The following is a 19,060-nucleotide window of genomic DNA, read 5'->3' as shown; positions in this document are numbered from 1 at the left end:
CGGTCGCCCGGCGCGGGCGTTTTTTTTCGAAACGCGGGATCGCTGCGCCCGCCCCCGGTTCAGGGCACGGTTCAGGCCCCTGTTCAGCCCCCGGCGCGCGGCGCCCCGGTCAAGCGCGGCAGCACCATCGGCGTCAGATACATCGGGATCTGATAACAGCCCACGAAGACCATGAGCGCGCCGGCGGTCTCGGGCGGCACCGCCGCCAGGAACAGCGCCAGATTTCGGTTGCCCGCGACGATGGCGACCGCGCGCGCCTCCGCCCCCGGCATGGCGGGCCGCGCCGCGTACCAGCTCCCCATCGTCTGGCCCAGATGCAGCGCAGTGGCCAGCGCCAGCACCAGCAGCAACCGCCCCGGCGCCTCGCGCGCCGCCGGTCCGATCGCCGACATCAGCCCGATGACCACCAGCGCCATGGCCAGCGCCATCAGCCCGTCCATGGCCGGGCGCGCCGCCGGGCGCGTCAGTGCCGGGATCAGGGCCCGCAACGCCACGGCGAGGCCCGCCGCCAGCCCCACCAGCGCCAGCAGCCGCAGCGCCCCGGCGGCGATGGCCCAGGGATCGGGAAAAACCGGCAGCAGGGCAAAGACAGGCGCCGCGGTCAGCGGCAGCAGCGCGGTGCCGACGGTCAGCTGACGCAGCGCCGCGCCGGCATCCGCGCCCGACATCACCGCCAGCCCCGGCGCACCGGTGATGGGTGCGGCGGCCAGCGCCAGAACCACCCCGGTGGCCAGCGGCGCGGACAGTAGCCCGGCCCAGAACAGCAGACCGCCCGCCGCCAGCGGCAGCAGGCATTGCAGGATCAGCGTGATGGCCAGCACGCGGGGCGCCTCGGTCCGGCGCGGCAGCGCCGCCCGCGGCCCCTCGCGCAGCGCCGCTATACAAAGCATGACCGCCAGCACCGGCACGATCGTCGGGGCCAGCCGGGTGGCAAGCCCCGGCAGCAGAATGCCCAGCGCCAGCCCCCCTATGAGCAGCCAGCGCCCCTGCGCCGCCGCCGCCGCCAGCAGGCTCACAGCGTCGTCGCCGCCCGGGCGGCATGGTCGTAACTGCCCGAGATCGTCCGCAGCAGCGCCGCCAGCCGCGACATCTCGTCGGGGGCGAAGCCGGTCTCGCGGGCCAGCTCGACCAGCAGCGCCTCGCGCACCTCGGCGTAGCGGGCGCAGAGCGCGGCCCCCTCGGCGGTGATCTCGACAGTCTTCTCCTTGCCCTTGCGCGCGGTGTGCACCAGCCCGCGTTCGGACAGCTTGCGCACCGCGTAGCTGACCAGATGGGCGTCCTCGATATGCAGGACCAGCCGGATATCGGCGAGCGTCTTGGACCGGTCGCGGTGATTGACCAGATGCAGGATCAGCACCTCGAGCGGCGCCATCCCGGGCGCGCCGGAGGCATCCATGCAGCGGGTGATCCAGCGCTGGAACGCATGGTTGGCCATGGTCAGCGCATACTCGACCTCAGAGAGCTCGGGCAGCCCGGAGGCGGCCAGGTGCGCCGAGCTGACGACCGGGCCGATGCGGCGGGAATGATCCGGCCCGCTCATCGCGACAACATCGTGCCGGGCAGCCAGAGCGCGATCCCCGGAAACAGCGACAACAGCGCCACCGCCAGCACCAGCAGCGCAAAGAACGGCGCCGCATAGCGCGCCACCGCAAAGATGTCGCGCCCGGTGATGGTCTGGATGACAAAAAGGTTGAATCCGACCGGCGGGGTGATCTGGCTCATCTCCACCACCAGCACCAGAAACACCCCGAACCAGATCGGGTCGATCCCCGCGGCGGTCACCATCGGCAGGATGATCGAGACGGTCAGCACCACGATCGAGATGCCGTCAAGGAACATCCCCATGACGATAAAGAATACCGTCAGCATCGCCAGCAGCGCATAGGGCGACAGCCCCATCGCGCCGATCGCCCGCGCCAGTTCACGCGGAATGCCGGTATAGCCCATCGCCACGGTCAGAAAGGCGGCGCCGGCGAGGATGAAGGCGATCATGCAGGTGGTCACCGTCGCCGCCCGCAGCGCCTCGAAGAACCCGCCCCAGCTCAGCGCGCCGGTGGCGCCCGCCAGGATCACCGCGCCGGTCACCCCGATCACCGCCGCCTCGGTCGGGCTGGCGATGCCCAGATAGATCGACCCGATCACCGCCATGATCAGCCCCACCACCGGCAGCAGGCGGCTCGCCGCCCGGATCGCCTCGCGCCGGCCGACCGGGGGCTCGGCCGGGGGCATCTTGTCCCGGTTCAGCGTCGCCCAGATCATGATGTAGCCGGCAAACAGCGTCGCCAGCATCAGCCCTGGCAGCACGCCGGCCAGGAACAGACGGGCGATCGACTGCTCGGTCGCCGCGCCGTAGACGATCAGGATGATCGACGGCGGGATCAGAAAGCCGAAGGTGCCCGACCCCGCCAGGGTGCCGATCGCCATCCGGTCGTCATAGCCGCGCGCCCTGAGCTCGGGCAGCGACATCCGCCCGATGGTGGCCGTGGTCGCCGCCGACGAGCCCGAGACCGCCGCGAACAGCGCACAGCCCAGCACGTTGACATGCAGCAGCCGGCCCGGCAGCCGCGCGGTAAACGGCGCCAGCCCCGAGAACATGTCCGAGGACAGCCGCGAGCGTACCAGAATCTCGCCCATCCAGATGAACATCGGCAGCGCGGTCAGATCCCAGACCGTCAATCCCCCCCAGACCTTGGTGGCGAACACCAGCGACGCCGGTGCCGGGGCAGCGGCCAGCATGGCGACCAGCCCGACCGCGATCAGCGCGAAGCCGACCCAGAGACCGGTGGCCAGCGCGCCGAAAAGCACGACCAGCAGCAGCGGTGCGAGTGTGGCGATCTCCATGTTACTCTCCGGTCTCGGTTCGGGTTTCGGCGGCCTGATGCGCCGGCTCGCCGCCTCGGGCAAGCGTCGCCATGGCGTCGGTCAACGCCAGGCAGAACAGCCCGAGACCGGCGGTCATCACCCCCTGCGGGATGGCCAGCGGGATCGGAATGGTCCCGTAGCTGACCGATCCGAATTCAAGGCTGTCCAGCGCCTGAAGCGCGCTCGACCAGGCGGCGAAACCGGCCAGCGCCGCCGCCGCCGCGCAGACCGCGACGCTCAGCCAGCGCGCCGGCCGGCCCGGCAGCGCCTGAACCAGCAGCTTCACCCGCACATGACTGCCGGCCTGCAATGTGCCGGCCAGGCCGAGGAACACAGCCCCGGTAAAGAGAAAGGCGCCGAATTCCGCCAGCGACGGGATCGTCCAGCCCAGCGGCGGCAGGGCCAGCGCCCGCGCGGCGCGGTCGATCAGCCGCCCGACGATCTGCAGCAGCACCAGCACCGCGATCAGGGCAAAGGTGACGGCGGCCAGCCATAACGCGGCCTCGTAAAGACGGTCGAGCGTCCGGCGCATCGCGGCCCTCCGGAATGAATATCAAGTAAGAAGGGGGCGGGGCCGGACGGCCCCGCCCGCGCGATCACATGTTCGACTGATAATCGCCGATGACCTTTTGGCCTTCCTCGCCGGCCTTCTCGAGCCATTCTTCGGTCATGGTCTTGCCGATGCCAGCCAGCTGCGCCTTCAGCGTCTCGGAGGGCGCCGCGACGGTCATGCCGTTCTCTTTCAGCGTCGCCATCTTCGCGTCGGTCTCCTTGGCCGACATCTCCCAGCCCCGGGTCTCTGCCACCGAGGCGGCTTCGCGGATCGCGGCGCGCTGATCCTCCGGCAGGGCCTCGAACGCCTTGGTGTTCACGATCACCATGTTCTTGGGCAGCCAGGCTTGCGTGTCGGTGTAGTCCGAGGTGAAATCCCAGGCCTGGCTGGACACGCCGGTGGAGGGCGAGGTGATCATCGCGGCGACCCGGCCGGTGGCAAAGGCGGTCGGAATGTCGCCGGTTTCGACCTGCGTCGGCACTGCCCCCATCAGCTGCGCCAGCCGCTCGGTCGCCGCGTTATAGGCGCGGAACGACGCCCCCTGCAGCGCCTCGGTCGAGTCGATCGGCGCCTTGGTATAGATGCTCTGTCCCGGCCACGGCACCGCAAACAGCAGCGTCAGCCCCTGCGCCGCCAGCTTCTGCTCCACCAGCGGGCGCGACGCGTCCCACAGCGCCCGGGCCTCCGCATAGCTTGATGCCAGGAACGGGATCGAATCGACAGCAAAGACCGGATCCTCGTTGGCCAGCCGCGACATCAGCACCTCGCCGATCGGGGCCAGCCCGCGGCGCACGGAATCCTTGATCTCGGGGTGGGCATAGAGCGATCCGGCCGAATGCACGGTGATCTCCAGCGCGCCGCCGGTGGCGCTGGCCACATCGGTGGCGAATTGCTGGATGTTCTGGGTATGAAACACGCTGTCGCCATAGGGGGTCGGCATATCCCAGTTGGCGGCGGCGGCGGGCAGCGCGAGGACCGCGGCGACAAGCGCGCCCGGCAGGCTGCGGAAAAGACTGATGGTCATCGTTGTTTTCCCTGTGGTCTGGCGGGCGGCGTCTCGACACTCCCGGGCTGCCGCCCTTGGCCCGGTTACGGGATAGCTTGACCAGACACTGACAATTTGTCAACATTTTGGAGATGAAGTTGATCTGAGGGAGCTCGGGGATGAGCGATATGTTGGCAGGCCGCTGGGATTTCTGGATCGACCGGGGCGGCACCTTTACCGATGTGATCGGGCGCGATCCCTCGGGTGCGCTGTCGGCGATGAAGCTGCTGTCCGAGAACCCCGGAGTCTACGACGACGCCGCGATCGAGGGCATCCGCCGCTTTCTCGACGTGCCGACGGGCGCCATCCCGCCCGGGCGGGTCGGCACCGTCCGCATGGGCACCACCGTTGCGACCAATGCGCTGCTGGAGCGCAAGGGCGACCGGACCCTGCTGCTGATCACCAAAGGGTTCCGCGACGCGCTGCGAATCGGCTACCAGGACCGCCCCGACATCTTCGCCAAGGAAATCGTCCTGCCCGAAATGCTCTATGAGCGTGTCGCCGAGGTGGACGAACGGGTCCGCGTCGATGGCACGGTCGAGCGGGATCTCGACCTCGACGCCGCCCGCCGGGTACTGGATCAGGCCCGCGCCGACGGCATCGGGGCGGTGGCGATCGTGCTGATGCACGGATGGACCGCGCCCGAACATGAAAGGCTTCTGGCCCGGGCCGCCCGGGACGCCGGTTTTGACCAGGTTTCGGTCAGCCACGAGGTCTCGCCCCTGATCAAACTGGTCGGACGCGGCGACACCACCGTGGTCGACGCCTATCTCACCCCGATCCTGTCGCGCTATGTCGAGCGGGTCGCCGGCGCGCTCGGCGCCACACCGCCGGACCAGCCGGGGCCGACGCTGCAATTCATGATGTCCTCGGGCGGGCTGACCGCCGCCGACCGGTTCAAGGGGCGCGACGCGATCCTCTCCGGGCCGGCCGGGGGGGTCGTCGGCATGGCCCGCACCGGCCAGATCGCCGGAGAGGATCGGGTGATCGGCTTCGACATGGGCGGGACCTCGACCGATGTGGCTCATTTCGACGGCAGTTTCGAACGCGCCTTCGAGACTCAGGTCGCCGGCGTGCGGATGCGCGCGCCGATGCTGCGGGTTCACACCGTGGCCGCCGGCGGCGGCTCGATCCTGCATGCCGAGCCGGGCCGATTCCGCGTCGGCCCGGACAGCGCCGGCGCCGATCCCGGGCCGGCCTGCTATCGCCGCGGCGGGCCGCTGACGGTGACCGACGCCAACGTGATGCTGGGCAAGCTCAACCCGGATTATTTCCCGGCAATCTTCGGCCCCGGCCAGGACCAGCCGCTCGACCGCGACGCGGTGGCGGCGAAATTCGCCGGGATCGCCGTGCAGGAGGGCAAGCGCCCCGAGGAGGTGGCCGAGGGGTTTCTGCGCATCGCGGTCGAGAACATGGCCAACGCCATCAAGAAGATCAGCGTGCAGCGCGGTTATGACGTGACCCGCTATCTGCTCAACGCCTTTGGCGGCGCCGGCGGGCAGCACGCCTGCCTGGTCGCCGATGCGCTGGGAATGACCAAGGTGCTGGTGCATCCGCTCTCCGGTCTGCTGTCGGCCTATGGCATCGGTCTGGCCCGCGTCACCGAGGTCCGTCAGCGCGGACTGGAGACCGAGCTGACCGGGGCCGGAACCGCCGCCGCCGACGCAGCGCTCTCGGCGCTGGCCAACGAGGTGCGCGGCGCCCTCACCGCCCAGGGCGTGGCCGACGAGGAGATCACCCTGATCCCGCACCTGCATCTGCGCTATGCCGGAACCGACACCGCCCTGCCGGTCGCCTGGGATGGCGACGCGGAGGCGGCGCGCGCCATTTTCGAGGCCGCGCATGAGGCCGAGTTCGGCTTTGTCGCGCCCGAGACCGCGCTGGTCATCGAGGCCGCCGAGATCGAGGGCCAGGCCGCCGGGCCGGCCGCCGACCCCGAACCCGCCGTCCTGCTCGCCGCCGGCGAGGCCGAGGCCGCGGCCGAGGTGCCGTTCTTTTCGGGCGGCACGACCTGGCCGGCCCGGGTCGTGCACCGCGAGGCGCTGGCGCCGGGGTTGGGCGTGACCGGACCGGCCCTGATCATCGAGGCCAACCAGACCATCGTGGTGGAACCCGGCTGGCGCGCCGAGGTGACCGCCCGCGACCATGTCCTGATGAGCCGCGTCGAGGCCGCCGCGCGCGACAAGGCGATCGGGACCGAGGCCGACCCGGTTCTGCTGGAGGTGTTCAACAACCTGTTCATGAACATCGCCGAGCAGATGGGCGTGGCGCTGCAAAAGACCGCCCGCTCGGTGAACATCAAGGAACGGCTGGATTTCTCCTGCGCCGTCTTCGACGCCGATGGCGCGCTGGTGGCCAATGCGCCGCATATGCCGGTGCATCTGGGCTCGATGGACCGCTCGGTCGAAACCGTCATCCGGCTGAACCGGGGCCAGGTGCGCCCGGGCGATGTCTATGCGCTGAACGCGCCCTACAACGGCGGCACCCATCTGCCCGACATCACCGTGGTCACCCCGGTCTTTGACGCGGCGGGCCAGTCCATCCTTTTCTGGGTCGCCTCGCGGGGGCACCACGCGGACGTCGGCGGTGTCGCGCCGGGCTCAATGACTCCGCTGGCCACCACGGTGGACGAAGAGGGCGTGCTGATCGACAACTTCAGACTCGTCGAAAACGGCCGCTTCCGCGAGGCGGAGATCCGCGCGGTGCTGACCGATCACGCCTACCCCGCGCGCAACCCCGATCAGAATATCGCCGACCTCAAGGCGCAGGTCGCCGCCAACGCCCGCGGCGTGGCCGAGTTGCGGGCGATGATCGGGCAATTCGGGCTGGACGTTGTACAGGCCTACATGGGCCATGTGCAGGACAACGCCGCGGCCGAGGTCGCCCGCGTGATCGGCCGGCTCTCGGACGGCGAATACACCTATCCCACCGACACCGGGCAGGTGATCCGGGTGAAGATCACCGTCGACCGCGAGGCGGGTGAGGCGACCGTTGATTTCACCGGCACCTCCGAGGCGCAGGCCAACAACTTCAACGCGCCCGAGCCGGTGACGCGGGCGGCGGTGCTCTATGTCTTCCGGGTGATGGTGGAATCGCCGATCCCGATGAACGCCGGCTGCCTCCGTCCGGTCAGGATCGTGATCCCCGAAGGGTCGGTTCTGGCGCCGCGCTATCCGGCGGCGGTGGTCGCCGGCAATGTCGAGACCAGCCAGCACGTCACCAACGCGCTGTTCGGGGCGCTGGGGGCGATGGCGAACAGCCAGGGGACGATGAACAACCTGACCTTCGGCAATGCGCGCCACCAGTATTACGAGACGCTCTGCTCGGGCAGCCCGGCGGGCCTGCGCAACGACGGCAGCGGCTTTGCCGGCACCGACGCAGTGCATGTGCATATGACCAATTCGCGGCTGACCGACCCCGAGGTGCTGGAGCTGCGCTATCCCGTGGTGCTGGAAGAGTTCCGCATCGACCGGGACTCGGGCGGCACCGGGCGTTTCGACGCCGGCGACGGCACCACGCGCCGGATCCGCTTTCTCGAGGACATGGAAATGGCGATCCTGTCGTCGCATCGCAGCCGCGCGCCACAGGGCATCGCCGGCGGCGGCGCCGGCCGCGTCGGCCGCACCGAGATCCACCGCGCCGATGGCACCGTGGAGGTGCTGCGCGCCGCCGACCAGAACCGGCTGGCCGGGGGCGACGCGGTGGTGGTGGTCACGCCGACGGCGGGCGGCTACGGCACGGACTGACGCCGCCGGGCGACAGGTCTGCTGCCGGCGGCCGGTTTCGGTGCGCCGGCAGGCCCTGGCCGGGGGGCCTCACTCCTCCAGCCGCGCCACCTCGACCAGCGCGGTATGGGCGCTGCACCCCTGCCCCAGCCGCGAGGTGCCGACATCCGGCGTCAGCACGTTCGGATTGCCATGCGGATCGAGATTGCCGCCCGGATCGCCGAACCAGGCCCCGGTTGGCAGCGCCACGACCCCCTGACGGATCGCGCCGGTGACCCGCGCCCGCGCCCGGCAGGCGCCGCGGGCATTGAATACGCGCAGCAGATCGCCCGTTTCGATCCCCCGCGCCGCGGCATCGTCGGACTGGATCACCAATATCACCGGCCGGGCGCCGGGCACATCGGCCAGCGCGCTTTCAAGCTGGCTGTGCAGCTTGTCGCCCGGCTGCGGCGAGACCAGATGCAGCGGCGCCGCCCCGGTCGCGGCCCCCAGCCATTCGCGCGGCGGCAGCCAGACCGGATGGCCGGGGCAATCGTCATAGCCGAACCCGGCGATCACCTCGGAAAAGATCTCGATCCGGCCCGAAGGGGTCTGGAGCGGATGCGCCTCCGGGTCTTCGCGGAACGGGGCAAACAGCGTCTGGTTCGGCCCCTCTGTCCGGATCGGAAGCCTGACCCAGTTGCACGCCTTCAGCGCCTCGAGATCGGGCACCTCGACACCCTCGGCGGCGGCCATCTCCCGATACTCCTGGTAAAGCTGCGCGATCCACTCCGCCGCGCTTCGCCCCCCGGTAAAGACCTCGCCCAGCCCCATCCGTTCGGCCAGCCCGGCAAAGATCGCGTAATCGTCGCGCGCCTCGCCCACCGGCGGAATCAGTTGCGGCATGTGAAACAGGTAATCGTCCAGGTTCGTCCGCCCGATGTCCTCGCGCTCATAGGGGGTGGTGGCCGGAAACACGATATCGGCGCGCTTGGCGGTGGCGGTCCACCACGGCTCGTTGACGATGATGGTCTCGGGCTTTGCCCAGGCCTCATGCAGCGCGTTGAGATCCTGATGATGGTGGAACGGGTTGCCGCCGGCCCAGTAAATCAGGCGGATATCCGGATAGGGCCCGCGCCGCCCGTTGAAATCGTAAAGCTGGCCGGGATTGCGCAGCATATCGCCAATCCGCGCCACCGGGATCATCGCCTTTACCGGGTTTTCGCCCTGCGACAGGGTCACGCCGCGCAACCCCTTCAGCGATTTGCCCACCCCACCGATGGCGCCGTATCCGTAGCCGACCCCGCCGCCGGGCAGACCGATCTGCCCCAGCATCCCGGCCAGCACCGCCGACATCCAATAGGGCTGTTCGCCATGCTCGCCCCGCTGCAGCGACCAGGCCACGGTGATGAAGGTCCGCGTTGTGGCCATCCGCCGCGCCAGAGCCCGTATCGCCCCGGGCTCGACACCGCATAGCGGCGCCGCCCAGTCGGGGGATTTCGGCTGACCGTCGCTCTCTCCCATCAGATAGGCGCGGAACCGGTCGAATCCGGTGGTGCAGCGGGCAAGAAAATCGCGGTCGCTCAGCCCCTCGTGCTCCAGCACATGGGCCAGCGCCAGCATCAGCGCGCTATCGGAGGCCGGGCGCAGCGGCAGCCAGTCGCAGCCCTCGGGCGCATCCGACCTCTGCGGGCCGATATTGACACGGTACATGCCCTTGTCGGCGAATTTCCCGAACCAATCGAGGGTGTCATGTTCGCTGACCCCGCCCATGCTGACCTGGGCGTTCTTGGCGTTGACGCCGCCGAACATGACCAGCGTTTCGGTATGGGCGCAGATCACCGGCCAGCCGTCCTGATGCTCATACAGCAGCTTGAGGAAATCGCCGCCGAACACATGCGGCATGATCGCCTGGGCGCAGCCGGTCGAATAGCTGCCGAATGAGGCGACATACCCACCGCTGGCGTTCAGGAACCGGTGCACCTGGCTTTGCGCGTGATGGAACCGCCCGGCCGAGCCCCAGCCGTAGGAGCCGCCGAAGATCGCCCCGTTGCCATGGGTCCGGCGCACCCGGTCCAGTTCCCGCGCGGCGATGTCCAGCGCCTCGTCCCAGGGCAGCTCGACGAAATCGTCGCTGCCCCGCCCGTCGCGCGCGCGCCGCTCCAGCCAGCCGCGGCGAATGGCCGGGCGCCGGACACGGCTGGAATGATGGACCGCCGCGGGCAGGATGGCCGGGATCGCCGAGGGATGCGGATCCGGCGCAAATGGCCGGGTGGCAACGATCCGGTCGCCCTCCACATCGACCTCGAATGCTCCCCAATGGCTCGACGTCACCTTCGTCTGTCTGCCTGCCTCCGCCGTCATCTGCGTCCCCGCCCTGTGCCTGAGTTCCCCCGCATAGAAGCCCAAGCCCGCCGCCCCGTAAATAGGCCGCGGATAAACAGCCGCCGCGCGTCCGGGCGGGGGCGCCGGATTTTCCGTCAGCGGTTCGGGAAAACCTCCGATCGCCGAATCCCGAAAACGGCTTGAAACGGCTTGAAACCGATCTGGACACGCGGATTCCCCAAGCCGCGGAAAACCCCGAATCCGCAACCGCCATCCGCCCCGCGGCCGAATTGTTTATCGAGCGCGGTGCCAACATTATCCTTGGGTCGGCCTTCGGGTATTCCGACACCTTCACGGAACTGGCCGAGCAATATCCCGCCATCGTGTTCATCACCCCCGCCGGCGCCACCAACGGCGCGAACCTGAAAAGCGTTTATGGCCGCACCTACGAGACCCAGTATCTGTGCGGCATGGTCGCCGGCGGCCTGACCAAGTCGAACAAGATCGGCTTTGTCGCGGCCAACCCCTTTGGTCTGGTGAACTGGCCCGTCAACGCCTAACCGCCAGCCGTATGCAGCCGAATTTCAGCCAAAACACGGACATGGCCCGCGCATCCGGCGCGGGTCAGACCCACAGCGGAGAGAATGCGACGCCGCCGCCAGGGGCATCGGCATGGTGCCCGGCATTTCAAACTGGTCCCCGCCTTTACGGTTCTTGAGAACATTCTTCTTTTCAACCCCGGTCCCTTCGCCCGGATCGCGCGGCAGGCGGTTGAACTGGCGGACCGGATGGGGTTCGACCTGGATCTCGCCGCGCCTGTCGGCACGCTGGGGGTGTCGGAACAACAGCGGCTCGAGATCCTGAAGGTTCTGGTCGCGGGCGCGCGCATCGTCATCCTGGACGAGCCGACCGCCGTGCTGGGCGAGGACGACGGACGCGCCCTGATGCACCTGGTGCAGATGATCCAGGCCATCTTCATCATCTGCGTGGCCGCCTCTGAATTCTTTCTCACCTATCGCCTGAACTGGCGGAGCGCGGCATGAGTGATTTTCTGCTCAACTGGGTGATCAACATCCCCGCCTTTGCCGCGCCTTTCGCGATCGCGGCGCTGGGACTGATCATCACCGAACGCGCGGGCGTTCTCAATCTGGCCGCCGAAGGCTTCATGCTGGCCGGCGCGCTGGCCGGCGTTGGCCTGATGATCAGCGGCGCCGCGCCGCTGGTGGCGCTCGGCGGCTCGATGATCGCCGCCATGGGCATGGGTCTGGTCTTTGCGGTCATGGTCGCGAGTTTCCGGATCAACCATGTGATTTCCGGACTTGCGCTGGTGTTCTTCGCCCAGGCGCTGACCAGCTATATCGCGTCGGCCCAGCGCTGGACCAACAAGGCAATCAGCGGGCTCGAGCCGCTGTTCCTGGGCCAGGACATCGTCGTCTTTGCCACCCCTGCCCTCTGCGCCCTGACGGTCTGGAGCCTGAACCGGACCCGGTTCGGCCTGACCCTGCGCGCGGTGGGCGAAAATCCGGGCGCCGCCGACGCGGCGGGGATCGATGTGACCGCCACCCGCTTTGCCGCGATCCTGATCGGGGCCGCGCTGATCGGGCTGGCGGGCGGTTACCTGACGGTCGCGGTGTCCCGCATCTGGGTCGACAGCGTGATCGGCGGGCGCGGCTGGATCGCCATCGCCCTGGTGATCTTCGCCCGATGGCATCCGTGGCGCGCCCTGTTCGGCGCGGTTCTGTTCGGCTGTATCGAGGCGCTGACCCCGCGCATCGCGGCCGCCGGCATCGATGTGCCCCGCTACTTCCTGCAAATGACGCCCTATCTGGCGACGCTGGCCGTCATGGTCTGGGCCGCGGCCCGGGGCAATGACCGCTGGTCGCAGCCCGCAGCCCTCGGACACCACCACATCCGCGAAGAGCGGGGCTGATCCCCCGCCGCTCGTTCCAACCCTCATAGAAAAGGACAAAGCCAATGATCATCTACGGCCCTCCGCACGCCGCGACGGAAATCCCGCTGATCGACCTGACCGACAGCTTTTCGGACGATCTGGAAAAACGCAAAGCGGTCGCCTGGGAAATCCACAAGGCCTGCGTCGATACCGGGTTTTTCTACATCAAGAACCACGGCATCCCGCAGGAGGTGATGGATGCCCAGCTGAAGCTGGCGCAGGTGTTCTTTGATCTTCCCCTGGAAGAAAAGAAAAAGCTCGACTCGGTCCATCAGCATTCGACCCGCGGCTATGAGCCGATGGCGGCGCAGACGCTGGACGAAGGCTCCCCGCCTGATCTGACAGAGGGCTTCATGTCCTCGGTCGAGGCGGACCCGGAGCACCGCTATACCAAGCTCGAGGTGCCCGGCACCGGACCGAACCAATGGTCCGAGAGTTTTCCCGACTTCCGCCCGAAGTACGAGGCCTATGTCGAAAAGGTGCTGGCGCTCGGCCGTCATCTGGCGCGGCTGGTAGCGCTGTCGCTGGAGCTGCCCGAGGATTACTTCGACAAGGCGCTGGAGGAACCGCTGCACTATTGCCGCATCCTCAAGTATCCGCCGATGCCCAAGGACGCTGCCGCCAACCAGCTGGGCGCGGGCGCGCATACCGACTGGGGGTTGCTGACGCTGCTGTTGCAGGACGACATCGGCGGGCTTGAGGTGCGCAACGCCGATGGCCAGTGGATTTCGGCGCCGCCGATCCCGGGCACCTATATCATCAACCTCGGTGAAATGCTGCCGGTGATCACCAACGACCGCTACAAGGCCAACTTCCACCGGGTGCTGAACAACCAGACGAACAAGACCCGCTATTCCTGCCCGACCTTCTGCGATCCGGAGTATTTCTACAAAGTGGAATGCGCGCCGACGATCCTGGAACACGACGGCTACGCCAAATACCCGGCGATGACCACGGGCGAGCATCTGCGCGCCCAGTTCGAAAAGACCTTCGGCATCGCCGCCAAATAAGCCTGAGCAAGGAAAGACCAAATGAACCTTCTGATGCAGGAAAGCCTGTTTTCCGAGAACTTCATCGAACTGTCGGAGTTCTACCGCGACTGGATGCTGCCGCCGGACAAGGTGTGTTGGTGCGCGACCGAATTGTCTCCACCCGTGGAGGCGATTGGACGTGCTTCATGCCGCCACCTCGCCCCGGAAGGCCCGCCCGAAGGTGTCCAGCAGGGCAGCCAGCCGGTCCACCGCAGGGTCACCGCCGTGGATGCCAGCGTCATAGAGCGAGTAGAGGGCAGCGCGGACCTCGGCCTCGACGGGACCGTAGACGTGCCGGAGGATGCGCCCTCGGGTCTCCGCTACCAGGTTGTCCCGAACCTCCGGGGGCAAGTCAGGGGTCAGTGTGATCTGCGCACCGATGCGCGCCTCCACCCGATAGACCTCATCGAAGTTGGCAGGCCCTATCGGATTCCGTGGAAGCGTAGAGGCCACGGCCAGCGGGGCGATGGGCCGGAACCCGGCGTCCAACCTTGCGGGACTCGAAGGCGTCGGCCATGGGCAGGCGTGTGAGGTGTGTCATGTGGGTCTCCTTACCTTCCCATGGCTGCGATACAGACGGCGACGTTCCAGCCGTCAGCGCGACAGACGTCATAGCGGAGCTTGGCGACAGACACGCCGAGGTAGATCACCCCGACGATCAGGCATGCGAACAGGACCGCCGCAGCGGTGGCGATAAGTTTGTCTTTCATGATGTTCCTTAGGGGATTGTGCGGCTGGGCCGCTGGTGCGGGCGGAGGGACTTGAACCCCCACGCCTTGCGGCGCTTGGACCTAAACCAAGTGCGTCTACCAATTTCGCCACGCCCGCACTGGAGTGGCTGTGTAGATGGGGTGGGGGTGAGCGTCAAGGCTGCCGATACAGCCTGAATTAAAGCCGCCGGGTTCCGGCGACTCCTATATCTTTTGGCTTTTTCGGCTATTCGAGAATCCACTCAGGCCCAGAGATTGCAGCAGTCACGTCATCGACAAGTGCATTCTGGATGAAATGGAGCCTGAACCCGAAGTAGCCCGACTTGTATCTGACGTCCTCAGTGAGCTTTTGAAGTAGGCCAAGCGCCGTCGAGCTATCACCATCGGTGGCAATTTCCCGGTACTCCAGAATACGTTTGATTTCCTCTCGGTCATCGCCTTCGGGGTTCTGGACAGCAAACGAAGAATGGCCCGCCGAATTTTGACTAGCCTGTGCGGATTCCACCAGTTGCCTGGCGAGGGAACCATCCTCATCGCCGATGATGAAGTTATTAGGTTCCAGACTCATTGATTTTCAGAGCCAGAAGATGACGGTTGCGGCGAGGGCGACGGCCGAGAGGAAGACCTTAGGGCACCTGTCGTAGCGGGTCGCCACGCGGCGCCAGTCCTTGATCTCCACCGCGCGGACCTCCAATGTTTCCTCGTCAATCCCGAGGTGGATCTTGCGCCAGATACGGCGTTTTGGGCCGCCATGCTTGCGGGCATTCCACTCGCCTTCGCCTTCGGCCTTGATACCGGTGCTGTCCACTGCCCGGCAGGGCATCACGCAGTGATGTCCCGAGAGGGGATCAGCAGGTTCAGCGGCCCCTGGGAACCACGGTACGGCAGGTTCACGTTCAGCGTCTTCTGACGACGGCACAGCGTGCTGAAGTCCGGCACCGCCCAGTCCAGCCCGACCAGCTTCAGCAAGCTCTCGACGACCCCTGTCGTCTGCCGTAGCGGCAGGCCGAACAACACCTTCAAGGTCAGGCAGGTCTGGATTGCGGCATCGCTGAAATGCTGCTGCCGACCGCGCTTCCCGCTCGGCGGGGGCGTCCACGTCATCTCGGGATCAAACCAGATTGCTAACGAGCCGCGTTGCTTCAGCGCGGCGTTGTAACTCGACCAATTCGTGGTCTTGTACTTCGTAGGGGCCCAACTGCTCATGCCTTCCAGCTATCATACTGGATTCACACAGTGAATCCTTCAGGACATTTGTGCAACAACGCCCATGGCAATCAAAGACGCGTTGGTCGTGCGCTTTGCAAAGTCATGATGCTTGCGCCGGGGCAATAGGCTCTCTCAACCCGCACCTGACACTCGGGGTGTCAGGCGAACACCAGAATGTCGTCTATACCCTCAACCCACTCCTTGAAATCATACCGATAGAAATGCCTGTCTTTTTCCCAACCCATCGTGATCGTTCCGATTTCCCGGCCGTCCAGGGTGGCCGTGATCAGAATCGCGTCCCTCTTTCGCAGGTGATCCAATTCGATTTCAACGCCGGCGTCAAAAACCAGAACGTCTTCGAAAGAATCAAACGAACTATTGGCGCCTTTGAAGCGATCATTCCCGAACGACCGATCACCGTTCAATTTGAAATCAAACGTATCGACACCGTTGAAATTTCCTGCGACGAAAGTATCATCACCTTTGCCGCCGCGAAGTGTGGCAGTGTATCCACGGTAGCTAGATCCGGACAGAACGTCATTTCCGGCGCCGCCATCGATGACGTTTTCGATCTCTTTCTTGTCCGGGATCTTAAATCTCTTGTGAAAGCTGACTACATCATTCCCAGGGCCACCCATGAGACGCCCCAACCCAACGACTACATCATCTCCGCGACCACCGTTGATCTCACCGGCGCCCCAAAACTTGTCGTTTCCCGCGCCACCGGACAATGTCCCGATGCCTTCTATGTAGTCGTTTCCCGCGCCACCGGACAATATTCCGATGCCATCCATGTGGTCGTTTCCCGCGCCGCCAGACAAAACGTTCTCGCCCAAGACATCGTTAATCCGGTCATTTCCCTTTCCACCGAAAAGCCTGTCATCGCCTGTGCCGCCGTCTAGCCGGTCATTTCCATCCTGCCCAAACAGTGTGTCGTTTCCATCGTGGCCCTTTGAGGAATTGCCTCCACCTGATAGGGAATCATTTCCTCCGCCGCCCCGCAGAATGTCATCGCCATCTTCGCCAGATATAAAATCCACTCTGGGTCCGCCGATTACGATATCGTCACCAGGTCCGGCCCCGATATAACTCCCACCGTTCACGCCCGCGGCGCTTAGATCGATACGATCATCACCATCGTAGGTGAAAAGCTCAAGGCCCCCCTCGCGCGTGACTTTGACAGCCTTCACGACATCGTCCCCAAAGGTGGTCATCACGAGACCGTACCCGGTCATTTTGATAATGTGGGTGAATTGCGTCGCGGCAAGAAATACGTCGAACGCATTGAAGTCCCCGGACTCAACCGCTGACCTGAGGTCGTCGATTCGGCTTTTTGTCCAATCCAGGCTGCTCCATTCCTGAATTTTGAGGCCGTCATGAAATACCGTCGCACGGTTCACGGAATAATCCGACGCGCCGCCAACCCCATCGGCGATGAAGCTCCCCGTCAGTTCAACTGTGTAAGCCTCGTCAGCATTCCAGCCGATCGTGGCCGAGTCAGCGCTTACTGCGGTGAATGTGCTGTCCGCCAATAGATCCAGAGCGGACCAACCGCCAAAATCGACAAAGGTTGCCCAAGACAGGTCAGGAATTTTCCGGAAATGAGTGATTACTGTCGTTGGCATTACTGGTCCTTTGCATTTTTGAGGGGCTTTGTTGCAACAAAGCCCGCGACACTGGAAATCAGTGTCGTTGGGTCTCAGCAGCCGTTCCGGACCAGCTTAGACGACGACTCCAGTCGCCCGCATGACGCATTTGCACTATTCAAACCGCAAAACCGCCCCAAAATGCGGTCGCATCGGCGCAATCGCCCCGCCGGCCCTTTTTCTTCCAAAGTTGACAGATCACGTCAGGGTTGCGACATTCACACATGCCGATTGCTTCGCGCGCATCGCTTTGCTGCTCGTAATCAGCGCAAAGGGGCCACATGACCAGGTTTGACGCCAAAGACATCGCGCACCTGACCGCCATCATATCTGCCGCCGGTTTGGACCGGAGCAGATGGCAGGACTTTGTCGATCTGCTTCACCATATGACCGGAGCCCGGGTTCACATTGCCGGTCTGGATGTCCGCACCGGCCTTGATCTGGGAATTACCTGTGCCGGCTATGATCCCGACTGGCTGAAATCCTATGAGGACCATTATGGCGCTCTGAACTCCTGGATGGACGGTATCACCCAGAAAACGGTCGGCTCTGTCTACAATGTCATCGACCTTTGCCCACGCGAAGACCTCGAACGGACCGAGTTCTACAGCGACTGGATCAGGCCGCAGGAGGATATTTTGGGCGGTGGGGCGTCGATGCTGTTCCAAGAACAGTCCCGGATGTTCGTTCTGGGCGGCAACCTTCGCCGCCGTGACATCGACCGGCTCGAGGACAACTGGCTGCGGCTGGCGCGGATTCTGACACCGCATCTGATGAACGCACTCGAGGTAAACCGGCTGCTGGCCGGAAAGTCGCTCGAAACCTATGCACTGGGCGCAAACGGCGGCGACCGGCCGACCGCCGTGCTGGCAATCAACGCCGACCGCCAGATCCTGTTCGCAAACGGGCCGTCCGAGGCCCTGCTGGAACGCGGTGAAACGGTTCGACAAGACTTCCACGGGCGCCTGTCGTTCTGCGGCTCATCAGGCAGACCGTTCCAGAAGGCGTTGTCGGCGTTCGGCCAAAGCCGCGTGTTCCCGCCGCAGACGTTCGAAATCCTCGGCTCCGGCTTGATCCCCCGCTTTCATTGTCGCATCTGCGCAATCGAGCCCGACGAACTGGATTTTTCTCCGTTGGGCTTATTGCAAAGCACAGGCGAGTCGGCCCTGCTGATCACACTCGCCCTGGTGAGCAGCGATGCCGTCGTCGCGCAAAGACTGTCGGCGCAGTACCGGCTGTCGCCGAAAGAATGCAAGATCGCACTGAACATCGCCTCGGGCGCATCGGTACGCGCGATCGCAGATGAGAACCGCACCAGCGTGAACACGGTGCGCAACCAACTGCGGTCGGCCATGGTAAAGCTGGGTGTCAACAAGCAGCTCGATCTGACCCGGATCGTTGAACACACCCGGATCCTCACGATTTAGGATCAGGGCGAGCGGCGGCTCCGCAGCCCGGATCGTCAGCTTGACGGCCTAAAGTCTCAGGCCAGACGCTTGTGAAACGGCGTCAACGTGTGACTCCTGCCTGAAGCCACGCTAATGATCTAAAACCTTTGCGATCATGCCCTATACCGTGATGTAGCTCATGGCTGGCCATGTGCTGTCGGCCGGCCGAGCTGTTCAGTCTGTCTGAACTGCGGGCAGGCTGATGAACGGATCATCTGAGACGGGCGCCAAACACGACAGGGGCATAGGAAACGGCCCCATATACGCCCAGAGATAGTGACGAATGGGCGGATTCCGGACCTTCGTTGGACCCGCAGTCTACCGAGTTGAAAACGGCGTAAGCTGATATTAGCGTCGCGCTGTATCCACCGAACGAGACATGGCTGTTCGAAATCACCGATTACCGGATCTAGGGCGGAAAGTTCGACCTGCTGTCAATAATCGACTGCTTTGAAGGCCTTGTCGTGAGTTGGGCGATTGGCACTAAGTGTTTGATCCCACGGTTTGATGGTGTGATCCTTTCGTCGGAATGGAAGGAAGCATTATGGGACAAGTTCGTCACGGGAGCGCCACGAC

The 19,060-nt window shown here is 65.4% G+C and carries 16 protein-coding genes, 1 tRNA gene and 2 pseudogenes; 7 read left to right on the top strand and 12 right to left on the bottom strand.

Translation table 11 applies throughout. The features are described from left to right. Positions 1-83: 83 nt before the first annotated feature. From E1832_RS07985 to E1832_RS07965, 5 genes are all read right to left on the bottom strand, one after another. Entirely contained in the window at positions 84-1,016 is a 933-nt protein-coding gene (locus E1832_RS07985; protein WP_133359215.1) for a hypothetical protein, read from the bottom strand. After that, positions 1,013-1,540 carry a winged helix DNA-binding protein gene (locus E1832_RS07980; RefSeq protein ID WP_133359214.1) on the bottom strand — a complete coding sequence of 176 codons (528 nt, stop codon included), beginning with the start codon at positions 1,538-1,540 and terminating at the stop codon, positions 1,013-1,015. Before E1832_RS07980 ends, E1832_RS07985 begins: the two co-directional genes overlap by 4 nt. Further along, the gene (locus E1832_RS07975) at positions 1,537-2,841 is read right to left on the bottom strand and encodes a TRAP transporter large permease (protein WP_133359213.1); all 1,305 of its coding nucleotides are present in this window, start codon (positions 2,839-2,841) and stop codon (positions 1,537-1,539) included. The genes E1832_RS07980 and E1832_RS07975 overlap by 4 nt, the downstream gene beginning before the upstream one ends. Before the next feature lies 1 nt (position 2,842). Further along, the gene (locus tag E1832_RS07970; RefSeq protein WP_133359212.1) at positions 2,843-3,394 is read right to left on the bottom strand and encodes a TRAP transporter small permease; all 552 of its coding nucleotides are present in this window, start codon (positions 3,392-3,394) and stop codon (positions 2,843-2,845) included. A gap of 64 nt (positions 3,395-3,458) precedes the next feature. Continuing rightward, positions 3,459-4,439, bottom strand: coding sequence for a TRAP transporter substrate-binding protein (locus tag E1832_RS07965; protein WP_245513900.1), 981 nt, complete (start codon positions 4,437-4,439; stop codon positions 3,459-3,461). Between the two features lie 140 nt (positions 4,440-4,579). Between E1832_RS07965 and E1832_RS07960 the strand changes: the two genes are divergently transcribed. Continuing rightward, on the top strand, positions 4,580-8,206 hold the full coding sequence (locus E1832_RS07960; protein WP_245513899.1) for a hydantoinase B/oxoprolinase family protein: 3,627 nt from the start codon (positions 4,580-4,582) through the stop codon (positions 8,204-8,206). 69 nt (positions 8,207-8,275) lie between these two features. Here E1832_RS07960 and E1832_RS07955 read toward each other — a convergent pair whose 3' ends face one another. Further along, positions 8,276-10,528, bottom strand: a complete 2,253-nt coding sequence (locus E1832_RS07955) for a molybdopterin-dependent oxidoreductase (protein ID WP_133359211.1) — start codon at positions 10,526-10,528, stop codon at positions 8,276-8,278. Positions 10,529-10,689: 161 nt separating this feature from the next. Here E1832_RS07955 and E1832_RS07950 point away from each other — a divergent pair, with 161 nt between their 5' ends. The 5 genes from E1832_RS07950 (at position 10,690) to E1832_RS22710 (ending at position 14,002) form a co-directional block, all read left to right on the top strand. After that, the gene (locus tag E1832_RS07950) at positions 10,690-11,049 is read left to right on the top strand and encodes a BMP family ABC transporter substrate-binding protein (protein WP_133359210.1); all 360 of its coding nucleotides are present in this window, start codon (positions 10,690-10,692) and stop codon (positions 11,047-11,049) included. 84 nt (positions 11,050-11,133) lie between these two features. Continuing rightward, positions 11,134-11,532: an ATP-binding cassette domain-containing protein gene (locus tag E1832_RS07945; protein ID WP_133359209.1), complete on the top strand. Its 399-nt coding sequence runs from the start codon at positions 11,134-11,136 to the stop codon at positions 11,530-11,532. Next, complete coding sequence (locus E1832_RS07940) at positions 11,529-12,419, top strand: ABC transporter permease (protein WP_133359208.1); 891 nt, start codon at positions 11,529-11,531, stop codon at positions 12,417-12,419. The genes E1832_RS07945 and E1832_RS07940 overlap by 4 nt, the downstream gene beginning before the upstream one ends. Before the next feature lie 44 nt (positions 12,420-12,463). Beyond that, entirely contained in the window at positions 12,464-13,450 is a 987-nt protein-coding gene (locus E1832_RS07935) for an isopenicillin N synthase family dioxygenase (protein ID WP_133359207.1), read from the top strand. Positions 13,451-13,471: 21 nt separating this feature from the next. Continuing rightward, entirely contained in the window at positions 13,472-14,002 is a 531-nt protein-coding gene (locus tag E1832_RS22710) for a hypothetical protein (RefSeq protein ID WP_206021021.1), read from the top strand. 20 nt (positions 14,003-14,022) lie between these two features. Here the strand turns inward: E1832_RS22710 and E1832_RS22475 are convergent, their stop codons facing one another. The 6 genes and pseudogenes from E1832_RS22475 to E1832_RS07910 all read right to left on the bottom strand — a co-directional run bounded on the left by E1832_RS22475 (position 14,023) and on the right by E1832_RS07910 (position 17,015). Further along, positions 14,023-14,181: a hypothetical protein gene (locus E1832_RS22475; protein ID WP_165978830.1), complete on the bottom strand. Its 159-nt coding sequence runs from the start codon at positions 14,179-14,181 to the stop codon at positions 14,023-14,025. Between the two features lie 33 nt (positions 14,182-14,214). Then, positions 14,215-14,299: transfer RNA gene (locus tag E1832_RS07925), tRNA-Leu, on the bottom strand. A 108-nt stretch (positions 14,300-14,407) separates the two neighbouring features. Beyond that, positions 14,408-14,749, bottom strand: coding sequence for a hypothetical protein (locus tag E1832_RS07920; protein WP_133359205.1), 342 nt, complete (start codon positions 14,747-14,749; stop codon positions 14,408-14,410). Between the two features lie 6 nt (positions 14,750-14,755). Continuing rightward, positions 14,756-14,854, bottom strand: a pseudogene (locus E1832_RS22705) (IS5/IS1182 family transposase); the annotation flags it as partial. Then, positions 14,852-15,387, bottom strand: a pseudogene (locus E1832_RS07915) (IS5 family transposase); the annotation flags it as partial. The pseudogenes E1832_RS22705 and E1832_RS07915, both read right to left, overlap by 3 nt. A gap of 161 nt (positions 15,388-15,548) precedes the next feature. After that, the gene (locus tag E1832_RS07910; RefSeq protein WP_133359204.1) at positions 15,549-17,015 is read right to left on the bottom strand and encodes a calcium-binding protein; all 1,467 of its coding nucleotides are present in this window, start codon (positions 17,013-17,015) and stop codon (positions 15,549-15,551) included. A 302-nt stretch (positions 17,016-17,317) separates the two neighbouring features. Here E1832_RS07910 and E1832_RS07905 point away from each other — a divergent pair, with 302 nt between their 5' ends. Then, positions 17,318-18,463 carry a helix-turn-helix transcriptional regulator gene (locus E1832_RS07905; RefSeq protein WP_133359203.1) on the top strand — a complete coding sequence of 382 codons (1,146 nt, stop codon included), beginning with the start codon at positions 17,318-17,320 and terminating at the stop codon, positions 18,461-18,463. The last annotated feature ends 597 nt before the right edge of the window (positions 18,464-19,060 follow it).

This window comes from Antarcticimicrobium luteum (assembly GCF_004358185.1).
Taxonomy (GTDB): Bacteria; Pseudomonadota; Alphaproteobacteria; order Rhodobacterales; family Rhodobacteraceae; genus Antarcticimicrobium; species Antarcticimicrobium luteum.
This window is presented reverse-complemented; position numbering and strand designations above follow the sequence as displayed.